The sequence below is a fragment of the Pantoea sp. EKM20T genome (assembly GCF_011800485.1).
In the GTDB taxonomy this organism is placed as follows: Bacteria; Pseudomonadota; Gammaproteobacteria; order Enterobacterales; family Enterobacteriaceae; genus Pantoea; species Pantoea agglomerans.
In genome coordinates this window covers 30,442-44,823 of the sequence record NZ_JAALFW010000010.1, presented here as the reverse complement: position 1 = coordinate 44,823, position 14,382 = coordinate 30,442, and the positions used below count along the sequence as shown (strand labels likewise).

The window sequence follows — 14,382 nt, the reverse complement described above, 5'->3', positions numbered from 1 at the left end:
CCATCTGTTGTCGTTTGAGCAGTTTATAAACAACCGCGCGGTAGTATAAAGGCAAGCCAGACGCTTTGATATGTCCATTTTCCCGGACGATAAGGAGATCGCGCGTATGGCTTTTCATACCTGGCAAATTGGGCTGGATATTCAGAATAGGCAGATTTGCGCCCTGGCCCTCCAGCCTCGTCGTGATGGCTGGCAGCTACGCCACTGGTGGCAGCAGCGGCTGCCGCAAGATACGTTAAGAAACGGCGTGCTGCAATCTTCGCCTGAATTACTGGCGGCCTTAACGACCTGGCGTCAGCGGTTACCACGCCGTTATTCGCTGCGGGTCGGATTGCCTGCCCAGCTGGTGCTGCAGCGCCAGCTCCCCCTTCCTGCGCAGTCGCTGAATGAGCCCGCGCTGGGGCACTACGTGCAGGCGGCCGCGCGCCGTCTCTTTCCGCTGGAGCCCGCTGCGCTGGCGCTGGATTACCGGCCGGATGTGCAGAGCGGGCAGCTCTGCGTCACGGCAGCGCGGCTGGAGATTATCGACCAGTGGGCGGCACCCCTGTTGCAGGCGGGTTTAAAGCCGCAGGTGTTCGAACTGACCACCGAGGCGTTGAAGCGGTTAGCCCGGCAGGCAGCGCTGCAGGACGACGCGGTGCTGGTTCTGCAGCAGGATAACCGCTGGCTCTGGAGCGATGCGCACACCGCTGCTGACACAGGCGAAGCCGCCACGCTGGAGGCACTGCAACGGCAGGCCTTTCCCGGGGCGCGTTCTGTCGCCTGGTGTACTACAGAGCAGGCGCCGTTGCCTGCAGACGTTAGCGCGTTTTCCCCTTTTGATCTGTTTCGTTATAAGCAGCCACCTTTGCCGGAGAATCCGGGCGCTTTTGCGCTGGCGGCCGGGCTGGCGCTGCGCGACGGAGATGAGTGATGGTCGCGGTTAATCTGCTGCCCTGGCGGCATCGCCGTCGGCAACAGCAGCGGCGACAGAGCCTGGTCGTGCTGTCACTGGCGACTGGCGCCCTGTTACTGGTGGTGATGCAGCAAACCTGGCGGATCCAGCAGACGCGTCAGCAGGTGGCGCAGGCGAGCAGGACGCAGCAGCAGGCGCTGGAAAGCCTGGGGCAGCAGTTAGCGCAACAGAAGCAGTTACTGGACCAGCTCGCGGTTATGCAAAAACAGCAGGCGAAGCATCGCCAGCAGGCTGCACAACTGGCCGCCTGGCAGCAGTTCTGGCTCGATTTACCCGCGTTACTTCCCGACACCGCCTGGCTGACCCGGCTGGAGAAGCGCGACAACCGTCTGACACTGGAGGGGCAGGCACAGGATATGGCGGCAGTCCGACAGTTCCGCCAGCAATTAACCACTGTGGCCCTGTTTGGTCTGGTGAAGCAGGGCGGGGTTAAGCGTCAGGCTGATGGCCATTATCGGTTTTCACTGCGGGCAGAGATGCAGGAGGTGAACAGTGAGTGAATGGTGGGAGCGCTGGTGGCAGATGGCCGCTATTGCGCGCTATGGCTTGCTCGCCGCACTCTTATCCGGTCTGCTGCTGCTCTTCTGGATCCTGTGGTTACGGCCACAGCAGCAGGCGCTCATTGCTGAACAGCAGACGCTGTTGCAGTTGACCCGCACTCTGCAGCTGCGCCAGCACCAGTGGCGTCAGAACCCTGATAATGCGCAGTTGCAGGCGCAGCTGCAGTCGATGCAGATCGCGAGATCAGCATCTGCATCGGGCCGTGCAGTGGAAGAGATCCTGGCGGCACGCCGTAGCCAGCTTGAAGAGTGGCAGCCGGACGCCCCCTCACGCATGCTGACGCTGCATCTGCAGTGGCCGGCGTTCCAGTCGCTTTTTGCTGAGCTTGCCCAGGCTTCCGCACCGTTTCCGGTGCATTTCCAGCTGCTGGCGCAGCCGCAGTACCTGGTGGCTCAACTCTGGCTGGAACCTGACGATGCGCCATAGTCTGCTGATTTTACTGTTGTGCTGTGGCGGCGTGATGGCGCGCGATCCGTTCCGGCCTGTAGCCGGTTCCGTCTGTGAGGCGTCAGTGGAACCGCTCACCGGCTGGCGTCTGCAGGGGATCATTGGCCGGGAGGCACATTTCCATGCCTGGCTGCTGACCCCGCAGGGAGAGAGTATTACGGCCCGCACCGGTAAGCCATTTCCATTCGCACCCTGGCAACTGGCGGAGATGACCCGCCGCAGCCTTACCTTAGCGGTGCCGAATAGCTGCAACGCACAACAGGCCGTATTTTATTTAAAAGGACGTTCGCATGATAAGGATAACCACTCTGCTGCTGCTACTAAGCTGCCTGCCGCCGGTTCACGCCGCTGATGAGGAACCTCTCAGTCTGACTTTTGATAACGCCCCGGTAGAACGTATTTTGCAGGCGCTGGCTGACTATCAGCAGATCAATCTGATGATTGCGCCAGAGGTTGAAGGTTCGTTATCGCTGCGGCTGGATAACCTGCCCTGGCATCAGGCGCTCGACCTGGTGGCGCGCATGGCAAAGCTGACGCTGGTTGAACAGGATAATGTCCTGCTGGTCTATCCGGAAAGCTGGCAGCAGGCTCAGCAGCAGGCACGTGAGGCTGAGCAGCAGTCGCAGTTGCAGCAGGTTCCTTTGCAACAGCGCGCTGTGATATTGCGTTATGCCAGCGCCAGCGAGGTGTATGCCAGCCTGCTGAGTGAGCGTCAGTCGCTGATGACACCACGCGGTAGCGTGACGGTCGACAAACGCACCAACGCATTGTTACTGCGCGATAGTGCGGCGGCTTTAAAAGAGACGGAGCGCTGGATACGGGCGCTGGATCTGCCACTGGAACAGATTGAACTGTCAGCCCACATCGTCACTATCAGCGAGGAGCATCTGCAGGAGCTGGGCGTGAAGTGGGGATTGCAGGCGGGGGACGCCGCCGTAACTGATATTCTGCATCATCCCCGGCTGGATGTTCCGCTGGCGGTGAGTTCACCCGGCATCAGCGTGGGAATGGCGCTGGCGCGCATCGGAGGGCAGCTTCTGGATCTGGAGTTAAGTGCGCTGGAGCAGGAGAACCAGATTGAAATCATCGCCAGTCCGCGCCTCTTTACCTCACATCAGCAGACCGCTTCGATTAAGCAGGGCACAGAAATTCCTTATGAAGTGTCGGCAGGAAACAGCGGTGCCACCAGTATTGAGTTTAAAGAAGCGGTACTGGGTATGGAGGTGACACCGACGATTTCCGGAAATGGCCGCATCCAGCTGAAGATCCATATCAGTCAGAATATGCCGGGTCGCAGCATCAGAACCGGCGATAGCGACATATTATCCATCGATAAACAGGAAATTGAGACTCAGGTCACGGTCAGTGACGGGCAAACACTGGCGTTAGGCGGTATCTTTCAGCAGCAGCGCACCCGCGGACAGAATCAGGTGCCGCTACTGGGAAATGTGCCGCTGATTGGCGGGTTGTTTCGCCAGCAATCTGATCAGCGCAAAAAAAGAGAGCTGGTGATCTTCATTACGCCGCGATTGGTCAGGGAAGCAGCGCTTACGGCTGGATAAAACGGAAAATGCGTCCCTTAAGGCCATCTGCGTTGACGCAGGAGAGGAATTAGCTTACAAGGTTTAGCGATTTTCAATACGGTGTAACCGTCTATGCTGGGTAAATCCCGGCAAACAGATCAGAAAACTCCTCTGTACGCAGCGTTGTAAAGACGCAGCGCTGGCGCGTTACAGTTTCGCGAACACAGGCCAATTCAGAAATGGATGTGCTGAAGGCAATATAATCGGTTGCCAAACAGCCTTGAGTGTTGAGATAATTTTTCATCTGACTCTTGCTAACGCTCATGAGGTCTCAGTTCCTGTCCCGCCAGCAAATGCTGAACGCGGGGTATCATTAACGAATTCTTAGTAATACCGACAAAATGGCAGAGAAACGCAATATCTTTCTGGTTGGGCCGATGGGTGCCGGCAAAAGCACTATTGGCCGTCAGTTGGCTCAGCAACTCAACATGGAGTTCTTCGATTCCGATCAGGAAATTGAGCGACGCACCGGAGCGGATGTGGGCTGGGTTTTTGATGTCGAAGGCGAAGCTGGCTTTCGCGATCGCGAAGAAAAAATCATTAACGAACTGACCGAGAAGCAAGGCATCGTCCTGGCGACAGGCGGTGGTTCCGTCAAATCCCGGGAAACGCGTAATCGTCTCTCCGCCCGCGGTGTTGTGGTTTATCTTGAAACCACCATCGAGAAGCAACTGGCGCGCACCCAACGTGACAAAAAACGTCCGTTGCTGCAGGTGGATTCACCGCCGCGTGAAGTGCTCGAAGCGCTGGCTGGCGAACGTAACCCGCTCTACGAAGAGATCGCCGATGTAACCATTCGCACAGATGATCAGAGTGCGAAAGTGGTGGCGAATCAGATTATCCACATGTTGGAAAAAAGTTGATCCAACGTTCGAAGGCTCCTTAACAGGTATCGGGCATCATGGAGAAGATCACCGTCTCACTGGGGGAACGCAGTTACCCCATCACTATCGCTGCCGGACTGTTTAACGATCCGGCTTCTTTTTGGCCGCTAACCGCGGGCGAAAACGCCATGGTGGTGACAAACCAGACGCTGGCTCCGCTTTATCTTGACCAGCTGACGGCGCTGCTGACGGCGGCAGGTGTAAAAGTGGATCAGGTGATCTTACCCGACGGCGAGCAATATAAGACGCTGGCCGTGATGGATCAGGTTTTTACCGCGCTCCTGCAAAAGCCGCACGGTCGTGATACGACGCTTATCGCCTTAGGCGGCGGCGTCATTGGCGATCTTACCGGTTTTGCTGCGGCCAGTTATCAGCGTGGCGTACGCTTTATTCAGGTACCGACCACCTTACTGTCGCAGGTCGACTCTTCGGTTGGCGGCAAAACGGCCGTTAACCATCCGCTGGGCAAAAACATGATCGGCGCGTTTTATCAACCCGCGTCGGTGGTGATTGATACTGCCTGTCTGCAGACGTTGCCCGCGCGCGAACTGGCGTCGGGTCTGGCGGAAGTGATTAAGTACGGCATCATCCTCGACGGTGCGTTTTTCCAGTGGCTGGAGCAGAATCTTGATGCCCTGCTGGCGCTGGATGAACAGGCGCTGGCGTACTGCATTCGTCGCTGCTGTGAACTGAAAGCCGAAGTCGTGGCCGCCGATGAACGTGAAAACGGTCAGCGGGCGTTGCTGAATCTGGGCCATACTTTTGGTCATGCGATTGAAGCACACATGGGCTATGGCAACTGGCTGCACGGTGAAGCGATTGCAGCGGGCATGGTGATGGCGGCACGCACGGCTGAACGCCTGGGGCAGTTCCAGGCACAGGAGACGGACCGCATTATTGCTCTGTTCCTGCGTGCCGGTTTGCCGGTACATGGGCCGGAGGCGATGAGTGCGGAGATGTATCTGCCGCACATGATGCGCGATAAGAAAGTTCTGGCGGGCGAATTGCGGCTGGTACTCCCGCTGTCGATTGGCCGCTCTGAAGTGCGTGGTGGCGTGGCACATGATATGGTGCTGGCTGCAATTAATGATTGTCAGCAATCCTGAGATTAAGCAGTTGAGTGGTGACGCGGCGCGCAGGGTGCGCAGTGCGGAATGCCGCTTTACGGAGGAGGCAAAATGGATGAGTTTAAACCGGAAGATGAGTTAAAACCTGACGCCAGCGATCGCCGTCCCTCGCGCCCTCGTAAGTCGTCTCCCGCAGCCAAAATACCGGTTTCGCGCCAGCGCATCATGATGGGTGTCGGGATCCTGGTTCTGCTGTTACTGGTACTGGGTATTGGTTCGGCGCTGAATGGCCCGGATGAGAAAAAACCTGCGACTGCGGGCAATACGCCTGCCGCTGGCGGCGGTTCCGGCAGTGAGAAGAACATCGACCTGGCCGGCTCCTCTTCCATGTCAGGTGGACAGACGACGCCAACCGGCGGGCAGACCACGCCAGCTACCAGCGAAAATAACGCGGCGACCAGCGGTAATGCTGCGTCTGACCCGCAGCGCGACGTCTCAATGCCGCCTGTGGCTTCAACGCCTACGCAGGCCGCCCCTGTTGAGACGCCAGCAAATCAGCAGCGTGTCACGCTGCCGGGCGATCTGAACAGCGCGCTGAGTAATCAGCAGCAGCAGGTCGACAGTGCCGCGATGGGCACGCAGGGTGGCAGTTCACTGCCAACAGCCCCTGCCACAGTCAGCGGTAATGCCGGAACGGCTGCGAATCCGGTTACGGCCCCAGCAGGCCGTCAGACGCCAAACAAATCAAACGCTTCTGCCCGTCCGGCGCACGATTCATCGCATAAAACTGCCTCGAAGCCTGCAACCCGTGACAGCAAAACACATACCACGCCAGCACGTACGCCAGCCCCTTCTGCTCCGGCCACTGCGGCGGCAGGCAGCAGTTCAGCCAGCAAATCATTGCCAGGCGGCAGCTATACCCTGCAACTGAGCGGTGCATCGAAGGCGGAAAGCCTGAATGCCTGGGCTAAGCAGCAGAATCTGAGTGGGTATCACGTCTACAAAACCACCCGTAACGGTCAGTCGTGGTACGTGCTGGTGAGTGGTTCCTATGCCACACCGGCTGATGCCAAACGCGCGGTAGCCTCACTGCCTGCCGAAGTGCGTGCGAAGAACCCGTGGGTTAAACCAGTAAGCCAGGTGAAGAAAGAAGCCAGCCAATAGCGGATGTGGGGCCAGTTTCTGGCCCCGTTTTAAGCGCAGATCTGCTGTCGGTCCAGCCACAGCCTCACAATAAGATGTAATAACCACGACAGCATGAAAAAAAATCGCGCTTTCCTGAAATGGGCAGGGGGAAAATTTCCCTTAGTAGAAGAGATCCATCGCCATCTGCCGCAGGGCGACTGTCTGGTAGAACCCTTTGTTGGCGCGGGTTCGGTGTTTCTGAACACTGAATTTGATCGCTACCATCTGGCTGATATCAACAGTGACCTGATTAATCTCTATAACATTGTTAAAACGCGCACGGCGGATTTCATCCGTGACGCGCAGCTGCTGTTTACGCCGGAAAGTAACAACGAGATCTGTTATTACCAGCGTCGCACCGAATTTAACACCAGCACCGACGCCTACCTGCGCGCGCTGTTGTTCCTCTATCTGAACCGTCACTGTTACAACGGCCTCTGTCGCTATAACCTGCGTGGCGAGTTCAACGTGCCGTTTGGCCGCTATCGCAAACCCTACTTTCCGGAAGCAGAACTGTTATGGTTTGCCGAGCGTGCGCAAAAAGCGACGTTTGTCTGTGAATCGTACGATGTTACCCTGACCAATGCCGGTAAAGGCTCGGTAGTCTATTGCGATCCGCCTTATGCGCCGCTGTCGGCAACGGCCAATTTCACGGCTTATCACACCAACAGCTTCAGCCTGCGTGAGCAGGAGAACCTGGCGGCGTTAGCGTCAAAGCTGGCTTCGTCGGAGAACCGGATACCGGTACTGATTTCTAACCACGACACTGCACTGACGCGTTTATGGTATCAGGATGCAGAGTTACATGTGGTCAAAGCCCGGCGTTCTATCAGCCGAAGCATAACGGGTCGCACCAAGGTCGACGAACTGCTGGCACTTTATAGCTAGTCTGTTTCGTCCGCGACCAACGCATTACGCCAGCCTGCGTGCTGGCGCACAACAGTGGGAGAATCGGATGAAACAATATTTGCTGGCCCCTTCAATCCTTTCGGCGGACTTTGCTCGCCTGGGCGAAGACACAGCCAAAGCGCTGGCGGCCGGAGGTGACGTGGTTCACTTCGACGTGATGGACAACCACTACGTGCCTAATCTGACCATGGGTCCGATGGTGCTGAAAGCACTGCGCGACTATGGCATCACTGCCCCCATCGATGTGCATCTGATGGTGAAGCCGGTAGATGCGCTAATCCCTGATTTCGCCAAAGCGGGTGCCACCTACATCACCTTTCATCCCGAAGCCAGCGAACACGTTGACCGCACCCTGCAAATCATCAAAGAGCATGGCTGCAAAGCGGGTCTGGTGTTTAACCCGGCGACCCCGCTGAGCTACCTCGATTACGTCATGGATAAGCTGGATATCATTCTGCTGATGTCAGTGAACCCTGGCTTTGGCGGTCAGTCATTTATTCCTGGCACACTGGATAAACTGCGTGAAGCGCGCAGGCGTATCGATCAGAGCGGTTACAGCATTCGCCTTGAAGTGGATGGCGGCGTGAAGATCGACAACATTGGCCAGATCGCTGCCGCCGGTGCCGACATGTTTGTCGCCGGTTCCGCGATCTTCGGTCACCCTGACTATAAAAAAGTGATCGACGATATGCGCAACGAACTGGAGAAGGCCAATGGCTCATTTCACTGATATTCGTGCGCTGGCGTTTGATCTTGATGGGACACTGGTGGATAGCGCACCCGGCCTGGCCGATGCGATTGACCGCACGCTGAATGACCTCCGTCTGCCGCAGGCGGGCCTTGAGCGTGTCTCAACCTGGATTGGCAACGGCGCGGATATCATGATGGCCCGCGCGCTGACCTTCGCGCTGGGCCGTGAGCCGCAGCCGGAAGAGCAGCGTGATGCGCGGGCACTGTTTGACCGGCATTATGCCGATACCGTGGATGCGGGCAGTACGCTGTTTCCACAGGTAAAGCAGACGCTGGCCGCATTAAAGGCTGCCGGGCTGCCGATGGCGATAGTCACCAACAAGCCGACGCCGTTTGTGGCACCGCTGCTGGAGTCGCTTGGCATTGCTGATGCGTTTTCGCTGATTATCGGTGGCGACGATGTGCCGGTTAAAAAACCGCATCCTGCGGCAATTTTTATGGTGCTGGGCACCTTTGGTGTGTTGCCGAATGAGTTGCTGTTTGTCGGCGACTCACGCAATGATATCCAGGCGGCACAGGCGGCGGGCGTACCCAATATCGGCATGACCTTTGGCTATAACTATGGCGAGCCGATTGCCACCAGCCAGCCCGATTTAACCCTCGACTCTTTCGACGAACTTTTGCCCGCTCTGGGGCTGTAAATATCAGGACATAAGTATGAAACCCATCGTTTTCAGCGGCGCACAGCCGTCCGGCGAACTGACCATTGGCAACTATATGGGAGCGCTGCGTCAGTGGGTGCAGATGCAGGATGATTTCCACTGCATTTATTGCATCGTTGATCTGCACGCGATCACCGTGCGTCAGGATCCTGTTGCACTGCGTAAAGCGACGCTGGACACGCTGGCGCTCTATCTGGCCTGTGGTATCGACCCGCAAAAAAGCACCATCTTTGTTCAGTCGCATGTGCCAGAGCACACGCAGCTGAGCTGGATCCTGAACTGCTATGCCTACTTCGGTGAACTGAGCCGCATGACGCAGTTCAAGGATAAATCAGCGCGTTACGAAGAGAACATTAACGCCGGTCTGTTCGACTATCCGGTGCTGATGGCGGCTGACATTCTGCTCTATCAGACCCATCAGGTGCCGGTGGGTGAAGATCAGAAGCAGCATCTGGAGCTGAGCCGCGATATCGCGCATCGCTTCAATGCGATCTACGGCGATATCTTCAAAGTACCAGAGCCGTTGATTCCGAAGTCTGGCGCGCGCGTGATGTCGCTGCTGGAACCGACGAAGAAGATGTCCAAGTCTGACGATAACCGCAATAACGTGATCGGCCTGCTGGAAGATCCGAAAGCGGTCGTGAAGAAGATTAAACGCGCCGTCACCGATTCTGAAGAGCCGCCAGTGGTGCGCTACGATATCAAAGAGAAAGCGGGCGTCTCTAACCTGCTGGATATTCTGTCGGGCGTGACCGGTAAAACCATCGCCGAGCTGGAGCAGGAGTTCGAAGGCAAGATGTATGGCCACCTGAAAGGCGCAGTAGCCGATGCCGTGTCCGGTATGCTCTCTGAGCTGCAGGAGCGTTATCACAGCTTCCGCAACGATGAGGCACTGCTGGAGCAGGTGATGCGTGATGGCGCGGCCAAAGCACGCGCACAGGCGCAGGAAACGCTGAAGAAGGTGTATCAGGCGGTAGGCTTTGTCGCGATGCCGTAATGGCTGAGCAGACAACCAGGACGGCGGGCATTGTGCCCGCCGTTTTTATTTACCGGACTCAGAACCAGCGCAGGCTGTCACGCAGACTTACCACGCTGCCGATGATCATCAGGCTGGGACTGGTCACCTGACCGGCTAACGCTTCCAGCTCGCTCAGTGTCCCGGTGACCACGCGTTGACGCGTAGTGGTGCCGTTTTCCACCAGCGCCACCGGCATATCGCTGCGCATACCGTGCTTTATCAACTGCTGCTGAATCTCTCCGGCCTGCATGAGCCCCATATAAAAGACCAGCGTCTGCTGTTCCGCCGCCAGCGTCTGCCAGGCGAGCGTGCCCTCTTTCTGCAGATGTCCGGTAACCAGTCTGACGCTCTGCGCATGATCGCGGTGGGTCAGGGGAATACCGCTGTAGGCCGCACAGCCCGATGCGGCGGTGATCCCTGGCACCACGCTGAACGGAATATGCAGCTGCGCCAGCGCTTCCAGCTCTTCACCGCCGCGACCAAAGATAAAGGGATCGCCGCCTTTCAGCCGCACTACGCGTTTTCCCCGCTGCGCCTGTTCGCAGAGCAGCTGGTTAATCTCATTCTGCGGTACGCAGTGATGTCCGGCGCGTTTCCCGACAAAAATGCGCTCGGCATCGCGGCGCACCAGATTCAGGATCTCATCGGAGACCAGCCGGTCATAGACGATGACGTCTGCCTGCTGGATCAGCTGTAAGCCTTTCAGGGTCAGTAATCCGGCATCACCCGGACCGGCACCGACCAGCGCCACTTCACCCTGTTGGCGAAGGTCAGCGTTAAAGAGCTGGTCGGTAATCTGCTCCGCGCGTTCACTGTCGCCGTTGGCCAGCGTCTGGGCCAGCCGCTCGCTGTTAAAGAAGCGTTCCCAGAAGTGGCGGCGGGCACTGACAGAGCTGAATTGCTGTTTCACCCGCGCGCGCAGAGTGCCTGCCAGCTGAGCCAGCTGGCCAAGGTGTTGCGGCAGCATCGCCTCCAGCTTCTCCCGCAACAGGCGCGCCAGTACCGGCGCGCGTCCACCGGAAGAGACGGCGACCATCAGCGGGGAACGATCGATAATCGACGGCATAATGGCGCTGGCCTGCTGCGGCGCATCCACCAGATTGCAGAAGATCTGCTGTTTTTCGGCGGCTTCAGCCACCTGCTGATTAACCGCATCATCGCTGGTCGCGGCGACCACCAGCCAGCAGCCGGTCAGCCAGTGCGGATCAAACGCCCCTGGCAGCAGCGTGATGGTTTCCTGCTGCGCCCATTGCCGGAAGGCGGGGGAGAAATCAAGGGCACCGACCAGCAGTTCGGCGCCGGCCTCCAGCAGCAGGCGGGCTTTCCGCTCAGCCACGTCACCTGCGCCGACCAGCAGGCAGCGTCGGCCCTGCAGGCGGCAGAATAAGGGGAAGTAGTCCATCAGACGTCCTTAAAAAAGCCCGCGGAGGCGGGCTGTTGACGGGAGTTACAGGCAGACTTCAACCTGTCCGGCATTGACCCGCACCGGCCAGGCCGCCACGGAGCGCGTTTCGTCCTCCATGCAGTAGCCATCGCTAAGACGGAAACGCTGCTTTTTCAGCGGGCTGGCAACCCAGAGCGCATCCTGATGTTCAGCAATAATGCCGCGTGACAGCACGCTGGCATCGGCAAAGGGATCGATATTGCTGATGGCATAGAGCTGCTCATCGTTGCGGGGACGGAAGATAGCAACCTGCTGGCCTCTGACCAGCGCGCAGACGCCCGTGGCGGGCAGGATCTGCGTCAGCGGGCACACCGGATTCCACTGGCTCATGATTCGGTCTCCTCAATCAGGGTCACGGCAATGCGTTCATCGGCGCGTGCCGGGCGGTGCTGGTCGCGCTCCGCGACCCGCTGCACGCCAGGATCGCGTTGCGGCGAGTTGATAAAGTGGGCAAAGCGCGTCAGGTGATCCTTATCTTCCAGCGTCGCTCTCCATTCACAGCTGACGCTGGCGCGCAGTGCGGCCAGCTGCTGCTCCATCTGGCTGTTGAGGCCAAGTTTGTCATCCACGATCACCTTACGCAGATAGTCGATGCCGCCTTCCAGACTCTCCAGCCACAGCGAGGTGCGCTGCAGTTTGTCGGCGGTGCGGATATAGAACATCATGAAACGGTCGAGATAGGTGATCAGCGCCTGCTGATCGAGATCGGCCGCCAGCAGATCGCCATGGCGCGGTTTCATGCCGCCGTTGCCGCAGACGTAGAGGTTCCACCCTTTTTCGGTCGCGATAATGCCGACATCTTTGCCCTGTGCTTCCGCACATTCGCGGGTGCAGCCAGAGACACCAAACTTCATCTTGTGCGGCGTGCGGATGCCTTTGTAGCGGTTCTCCAGCATCACGCCGAAGCCGAGGCTGTCACCCACGCCATAACGGCACCAGGCGCTGCCAACGCAGGTTTTCGCCATCCGCAGCGCCTTGGCGTAGGCCTGGCCGGTTTCAAATCCGGCGTCGATCAGCTGTGACCAGATAGCGGGCAGATCGTCTTTCTGCGCGCCAAACAGACCGATGCGCTGAGAGCCGGTAATTTTGGTGTAGAGCTGATAGCGCTCGGCGATCTCGCCAATTACTTTCAGTCCCTGGGGCGTGATTTCACCGCCGGGCGAGCGCGGGATCACCGAGTAGGTGCCATCTTTCTGGATGTTGCCAAGGTAGAGGTCGTTGCTGTCCTGTAACGGCGCGTGCTGGGGTTTGAGCACATACTCATTCCAGCAGGAGGCGAGCAGTGAGCCAACCACCGGCTTGCACACTTCACAGCCGTAACCCTGACCATAGCGGGCCAGCAGTTCGTCAAAGGTTTTAATCTCCTCTACCTGAATCAGGTGATAAAGCTCCTGACGTGACCAGGCGAAGTGGGCGCAAAGATGGTTATTGACCTCAATGCCCTGACGGCTGAGTTCACTGTTGAGAACCTGGGTGATCAGTGGGATACAGCCGCCGCAACCGGTGCCGGCACGGGTGCTGCTTTTCAGTGCTGCCACGGTATGACAGCCACCCTGAACCGCCTTAATGATGTCGCCTTTACTGACGTCAAAGCAGGAGCAGATTTGTGCGGTATCAGGCAGAGAATCGACGCCGATGGCCGGTTTATCCCCGCTGCCGGCTGGCAGAATCAGCGCTTCCGGATTAGCAGGCAGCGGAATAGCATTCAGCACCAGCTGCAGCAGGTTGCCATAGTCGCTGGTGTCGCCCACCAGGACGGCACCCAGCAGGGTTTTCTGATCTTCGCTGATAATCAGGCGCTTGTAGATCGATTTGCTCTCATCCAGCCAGACCACGCTGCGAGCGCCTGGCGTGGTGCCGCGCGCATCGCCAATGCCGCCAACATCAACACCCAGCAGCTTCAGTTTGGCGCTCATGTCCGCGCCGGTAAACGCATTGTCGCGGCCCAGCAGATGGTCGCTGGCGACCTGGGCCATTTTGTATCCCGGCGCCACCAGGCCATAGACGCGATTCTGCCAGGCAGCGCACTCACCGATGGCGTAGATAGTGGGATCGCTGGTCCGGCACTGGTCATCAATGGCGATGCCGCCGCGCGGCCCCAGTGCTAATCCACACTGCTTCGCCAGTTTGTCCTGCGGGCGAATGCCGGTGGAGAAGACGATGAAATCGACCTCCAGCGCGCTGCCATCAGCAAACTGCAGCGTTTTGCCGCCTTGCTCGTGATGCACAATCTGTTGGGTGTTTTTACCGGTGTGGACCCGCACGCCCATCTGCTCAATCTTGCGACGTAGCTGCTCACCGCCTTGCTGATCTAACTGCTCCGCCATCAGCACCGGCGCAAATTCAATAACGTGGGTTTCAATGCCCAGATTTTTCAGTGCGCCCGCCGCTTCCAGCCCCAGCAGGCCGCCGCCAATCACCGCACCGCATTTACTGCGGCGCGAACAGGCTTCGATGGCGTTGAGATCTTCGATGGTGCGATAGACAAAGCAGTCGCTGCCTTCGGCACCGTTAATTGGCGGGATCCACGGATAAGAGCCGGTGGCAAAAATCAGCGTATCGTAATGCACCGCGCGACCGGTACTGGAGTGGATGAGCTTCTCATCACGGTTAATGGTGATGGCGCGTTCACCCAGCAGCAGATTGACCTGATGTTTGTCGTAATAGCCTTCACGAACCAGCGACAATTCTTCAGCGGTGTGATGGGAAAAGTAGGCGGACAGGTGGACACGATCATAGGCGACACGGGGTTCTTCACAAAAGACGGTCAGCGAAAACTGGTCAGGTTCCGCTTTCTCTAGTAATTCTTCTATGAAGCGGTGGCCGACCATGCCGTTACCGATAACGACGACATTGTGCTTGCTCATTTTTGCCTCAAATTTGCGATATCTTCGGCTACAATAGCGCGCCGTTTCTG

Annotated in this window: 16 protein-coding genes; 12 read left to right on the top strand and 4 right to left on the bottom strand. The window is 58.0% G+C overall.

From position 1 onward, the window contains the following. The first annotated feature begins 106 nt into the window (after window positions 1-106). From pilM to hofQ, 5 genes are read left to right on the top strand one after another with little or no spacing between them, the layout of a single operon-like run. Entirely contained in the window at window positions 107-913 is an 807-nt protein-coding gene (gene pilM / locus HFD94_RS16920; protein ID WP_122889877.1) for a type IV pilus biogenesis protein PilM, read from the top strand. Further along, window positions 913-1,455, top strand: coding sequence for a PilN domain-containing protein (locus HFD94_RS16915; RefSeq protein WP_122889867.1), 543 nt, complete (start codon window positions 913-915; stop codon window positions 1,453-1,455). The genes pilM and HFD94_RS16915 overlap by 1 nt, the downstream gene beginning before the upstream one ends. After that, window positions 1,448-1,942: a hypothetical protein gene (locus HFD94_RS16910; RefSeq protein ID WP_022624043.1), complete on the top strand. Its 495-nt coding sequence runs from the start codon at window positions 1,448-1,450 to the stop codon at window positions 1,940-1,942. Before HFD94_RS16915 ends, HFD94_RS16910 begins: the two co-directional genes overlap by 8 nt. After that, window positions 1,932-2,315, top strand: coding sequence for a HofP DNA utilization family protein (locus HFD94_RS16905; RefSeq protein WP_122889868.1), 384 nt, complete (start codon window positions 1,932-1,934; stop codon window positions 2,313-2,315). Before HFD94_RS16910 ends, HFD94_RS16905 begins: the two co-directional genes overlap by 11 nt. Next, window positions 2,254-3,525, top strand: a complete 1,272-nt coding sequence (gene hofQ / locus HFD94_RS16900; protein WP_072044052.1) for a DNA uptake porin HofQ — start codon at window positions 2,254-2,256, stop codon at window positions 3,523-3,525. The genes HFD94_RS16905 and hofQ overlap by 62 nt, the downstream gene beginning before the upstream one ends. A 91-nt stretch (window positions 3,526-3,616) precedes the next feature. On the opposite strand, the gene HFD94_RS16895 is transcribed toward hofQ, so the two are convergent. Further along, the gene (locus HFD94_RS16895) at window positions 3,617-3,790 is read right to left on the bottom strand and encodes a hypothetical protein (RefSeq protein ID WP_223265993.1); all 174 of its coding nucleotides are present in this window, start codon (window positions 3,788-3,790) and stop codon (window positions 3,617-3,619) included. 97 nt (window positions 3,791-3,887) lie between these two features. Between HFD94_RS16895 and aroK the strand changes: the two genes are divergently transcribed. From aroK to trpS, 7 genes are all read left to right on the top strand, one after another. After that, window positions 3,888-4,409, top strand: a complete 522-nt coding sequence (aroK, locus tag HFD94_RS16890; RefSeq protein ID WP_003852989.1) for a shikimate kinase AroK — start codon at window positions 3,888-3,890, stop codon at window positions 4,407-4,409. A gap of 38 nt (window positions 4,410-4,447) precedes the next feature. Next, entirely contained in the window at window positions 4,448-5,536 is a 1,089-nt protein-coding gene (gene aroB, locus HFD94_RS16885) for a 3-dehydroquinate synthase (protein WP_010253124.1), read from the top strand. Window positions 5,537-5,608: 72 nt separating this feature from the next. Continuing rightward, the gene (locus HFD94_RS16880) at window positions 5,609-6,661 is read left to right on the top strand and encodes an SPOR domain-containing protein (protein WP_022624046.1); all 1,053 of its coding nucleotides are present in this window, start codon (window positions 5,609-5,611) and stop codon (window positions 6,659-6,661) included. A gap of 93 nt (window positions 6,662-6,754) precedes the next feature. Beyond that, on the top strand, window positions 6,755-7,570 hold the full coding sequence (gene dam / locus HFD94_RS16875) for an adenine-specific DNA-methyltransferase (RefSeq protein WP_010253118.1): 816 nt from the start codon (window positions 6,755-6,757) through the stop codon (window positions 7,568-7,570). A 67-nt stretch (window positions 7,571-7,637) separates the two neighbouring features. Beyond that, window positions 7,638-8,321: a ribulose-phosphate 3-epimerase gene (gene rpe / locus HFD94_RS16870; RefSeq protein WP_010253116.1), complete on the top strand. Its 684-nt coding sequence runs from the start codon at window positions 7,638-7,640 to the stop codon at window positions 8,319-8,321. Next, complete coding sequence (locus HFD94_RS16865; RefSeq protein WP_010253114.1) at window positions 8,305-8,982, top strand: phosphoglycolate phosphatase; 678 nt, start codon at window positions 8,305-8,307, stop codon at window positions 8,980-8,982. Before rpe ends, HFD94_RS16865 begins: the two co-directional genes overlap by 17 nt. Before the next feature lie 16 nt (window positions 8,983-8,998). Further along, window positions 8,999-10,000: a tryptophan--tRNA ligase gene (trpS, locus tag HFD94_RS16860; protein WP_010253111.1), complete on the top strand. Its 1,002-nt coding sequence runs from the start codon at window positions 8,999-9,001 to the stop codon at window positions 9,998-10,000. Window positions 10,001-10,058: 58 nt separating this feature from the next. Here trpS and cysG read toward each other — a convergent pair whose 3' ends face one another. The 3 genes from cysG to nirB are packed head-to-tail and all read right to left on the bottom strand — an operon-like array spanning window position 10,059 to window position 14,332. Then, entirely contained in the window at window positions 10,059-11,423 is a 1,365-nt protein-coding gene (cysG, locus tag HFD94_RS16855; RefSeq protein WP_167433305.1) for a siroheme synthase CysG, read from the bottom strand. Window positions 11,424-11,468: 45 nt separating this feature from the next. Beyond that, window positions 11,469-11,795 carry a nitrite reductase small subunit NirD gene (gene nirD, locus HFD94_RS16850; protein ID WP_137230914.1) on the bottom strand — a complete coding sequence of 109 codons (327 nt, stop codon included), beginning with the start codon at window positions 11,793-11,795 and terminating at the stop codon, window positions 11,469-11,471. Further along, window positions 11,792-14,332, bottom strand: a complete 2,541-nt coding sequence (gene nirB / locus HFD94_RS16845) for a nitrite reductase large subunit NirB (RefSeq protein ID WP_167433304.1) — start codon at window positions 14,330-14,332, stop codon at window positions 11,792-11,794. The genes nirD and nirB overlap by 4 nt, the downstream gene beginning before the upstream one ends. Window positions 14,333-14,382 lie beyond the last annotated feature (50 nt).

Excerpts from the sequence above, each read along its gene's own strand:
- aroK (WP_003852989.1), top strand. The coding sequence starts at position 3,888 with ATGGCAGAGAAACGCAATATCTTTCTGGTTGGGCCGATGGGTGCCGGC.
- nirD (WP_137230914.1), bottom strand. The coding sequence starts at position 11,795 with ATGAGCCAGTGGAATCCGGTGTGCCCGCTGACGCAGATCCTGCCCGCC.
- trpS (WP_010253111.1), top strand. The coding sequence starts at position 8,999 with ATGAAACCCATCGTTTTCAGCGGCGCACAGCCGTCCGGCGAACTGACC.
- HFD94_RS16905 (WP_122889868.1), top strand. The coding sequence starts at position 1,932 with ATGCGCCATAGTCTGCTGATTTTACTGTTGTGCTGTGGCGGCGTGATG.
- hofQ (WP_072044052.1), top strand. The coding sequence starts at position 2,254 with ATGATAAGGATAACCACTCTGCTGCTGCTACTAAGCTGCCTGCCGCCG.
- nirB (WP_167433304.1), bottom strand. The coding sequence starts at position 14,332 with ATGAGCAAGCACAATGTCGTCGTTATCGGTAACGGCATGGTCGGCCAC.
- cysG (WP_167433305.1), bottom strand. The coding sequence starts at position 11,423 with ATGGACTACTTCCCCTTATTCTGCCGCCTGCAGGGCCGACGCTGCCTG.
- dam (WP_010253118.1), top strand. The coding sequence starts at position 6,755 with ATGAAAAAAAATCGCGCTTTCCTGAAATGGGCAGGGGGAAAATTTCCC.
- pilM (WP_122889877.1), top strand. The coding sequence starts at position 107 with ATGGCTTTTCATACCTGGCAAATTGGGCTGGATATTCAGAATAGGCAG.
- rpe (WP_010253116.1), top strand. The coding sequence starts at position 7,638 with ATGAAACAATATTTGCTGGCCCCTTCAATCCTTTCGGCGGACTTTGCT.
- HFD94_RS16895 (WP_223265993.1), bottom strand. The coding sequence starts at position 3,790 with ATGAAAAATTATCTCAACACTCAAGGCTGTTTGGCAACCGATTATATT.
- aroB (WP_010253124.1), top strand. The coding sequence starts at position 4,448 with ATGGAGAAGATCACCGTCTCACTGGGGGAACGCAGTTACCCCATCACT.
- HFD94_RS16915 (WP_122889867.1), top strand. The coding sequence starts at position 913 with ATGGTCGCGGTTAATCTGCTGCCCTGGCGGCATCGCCGTCGGCAACAG.
- HFD94_RS16865 (WP_010253114.1), top strand. The coding sequence starts at position 8,305 with ATGGCTCATTTCACTGATATTCGTGCGCTGGCGTTTGATCTTGATGGG.
- HFD94_RS16880 (WP_022624046.1), top strand. The coding sequence starts at position 5,609 with ATGGATGAGTTTAAACCGGAAGATGAGTTAAAACCTGACGCCAGCGAT.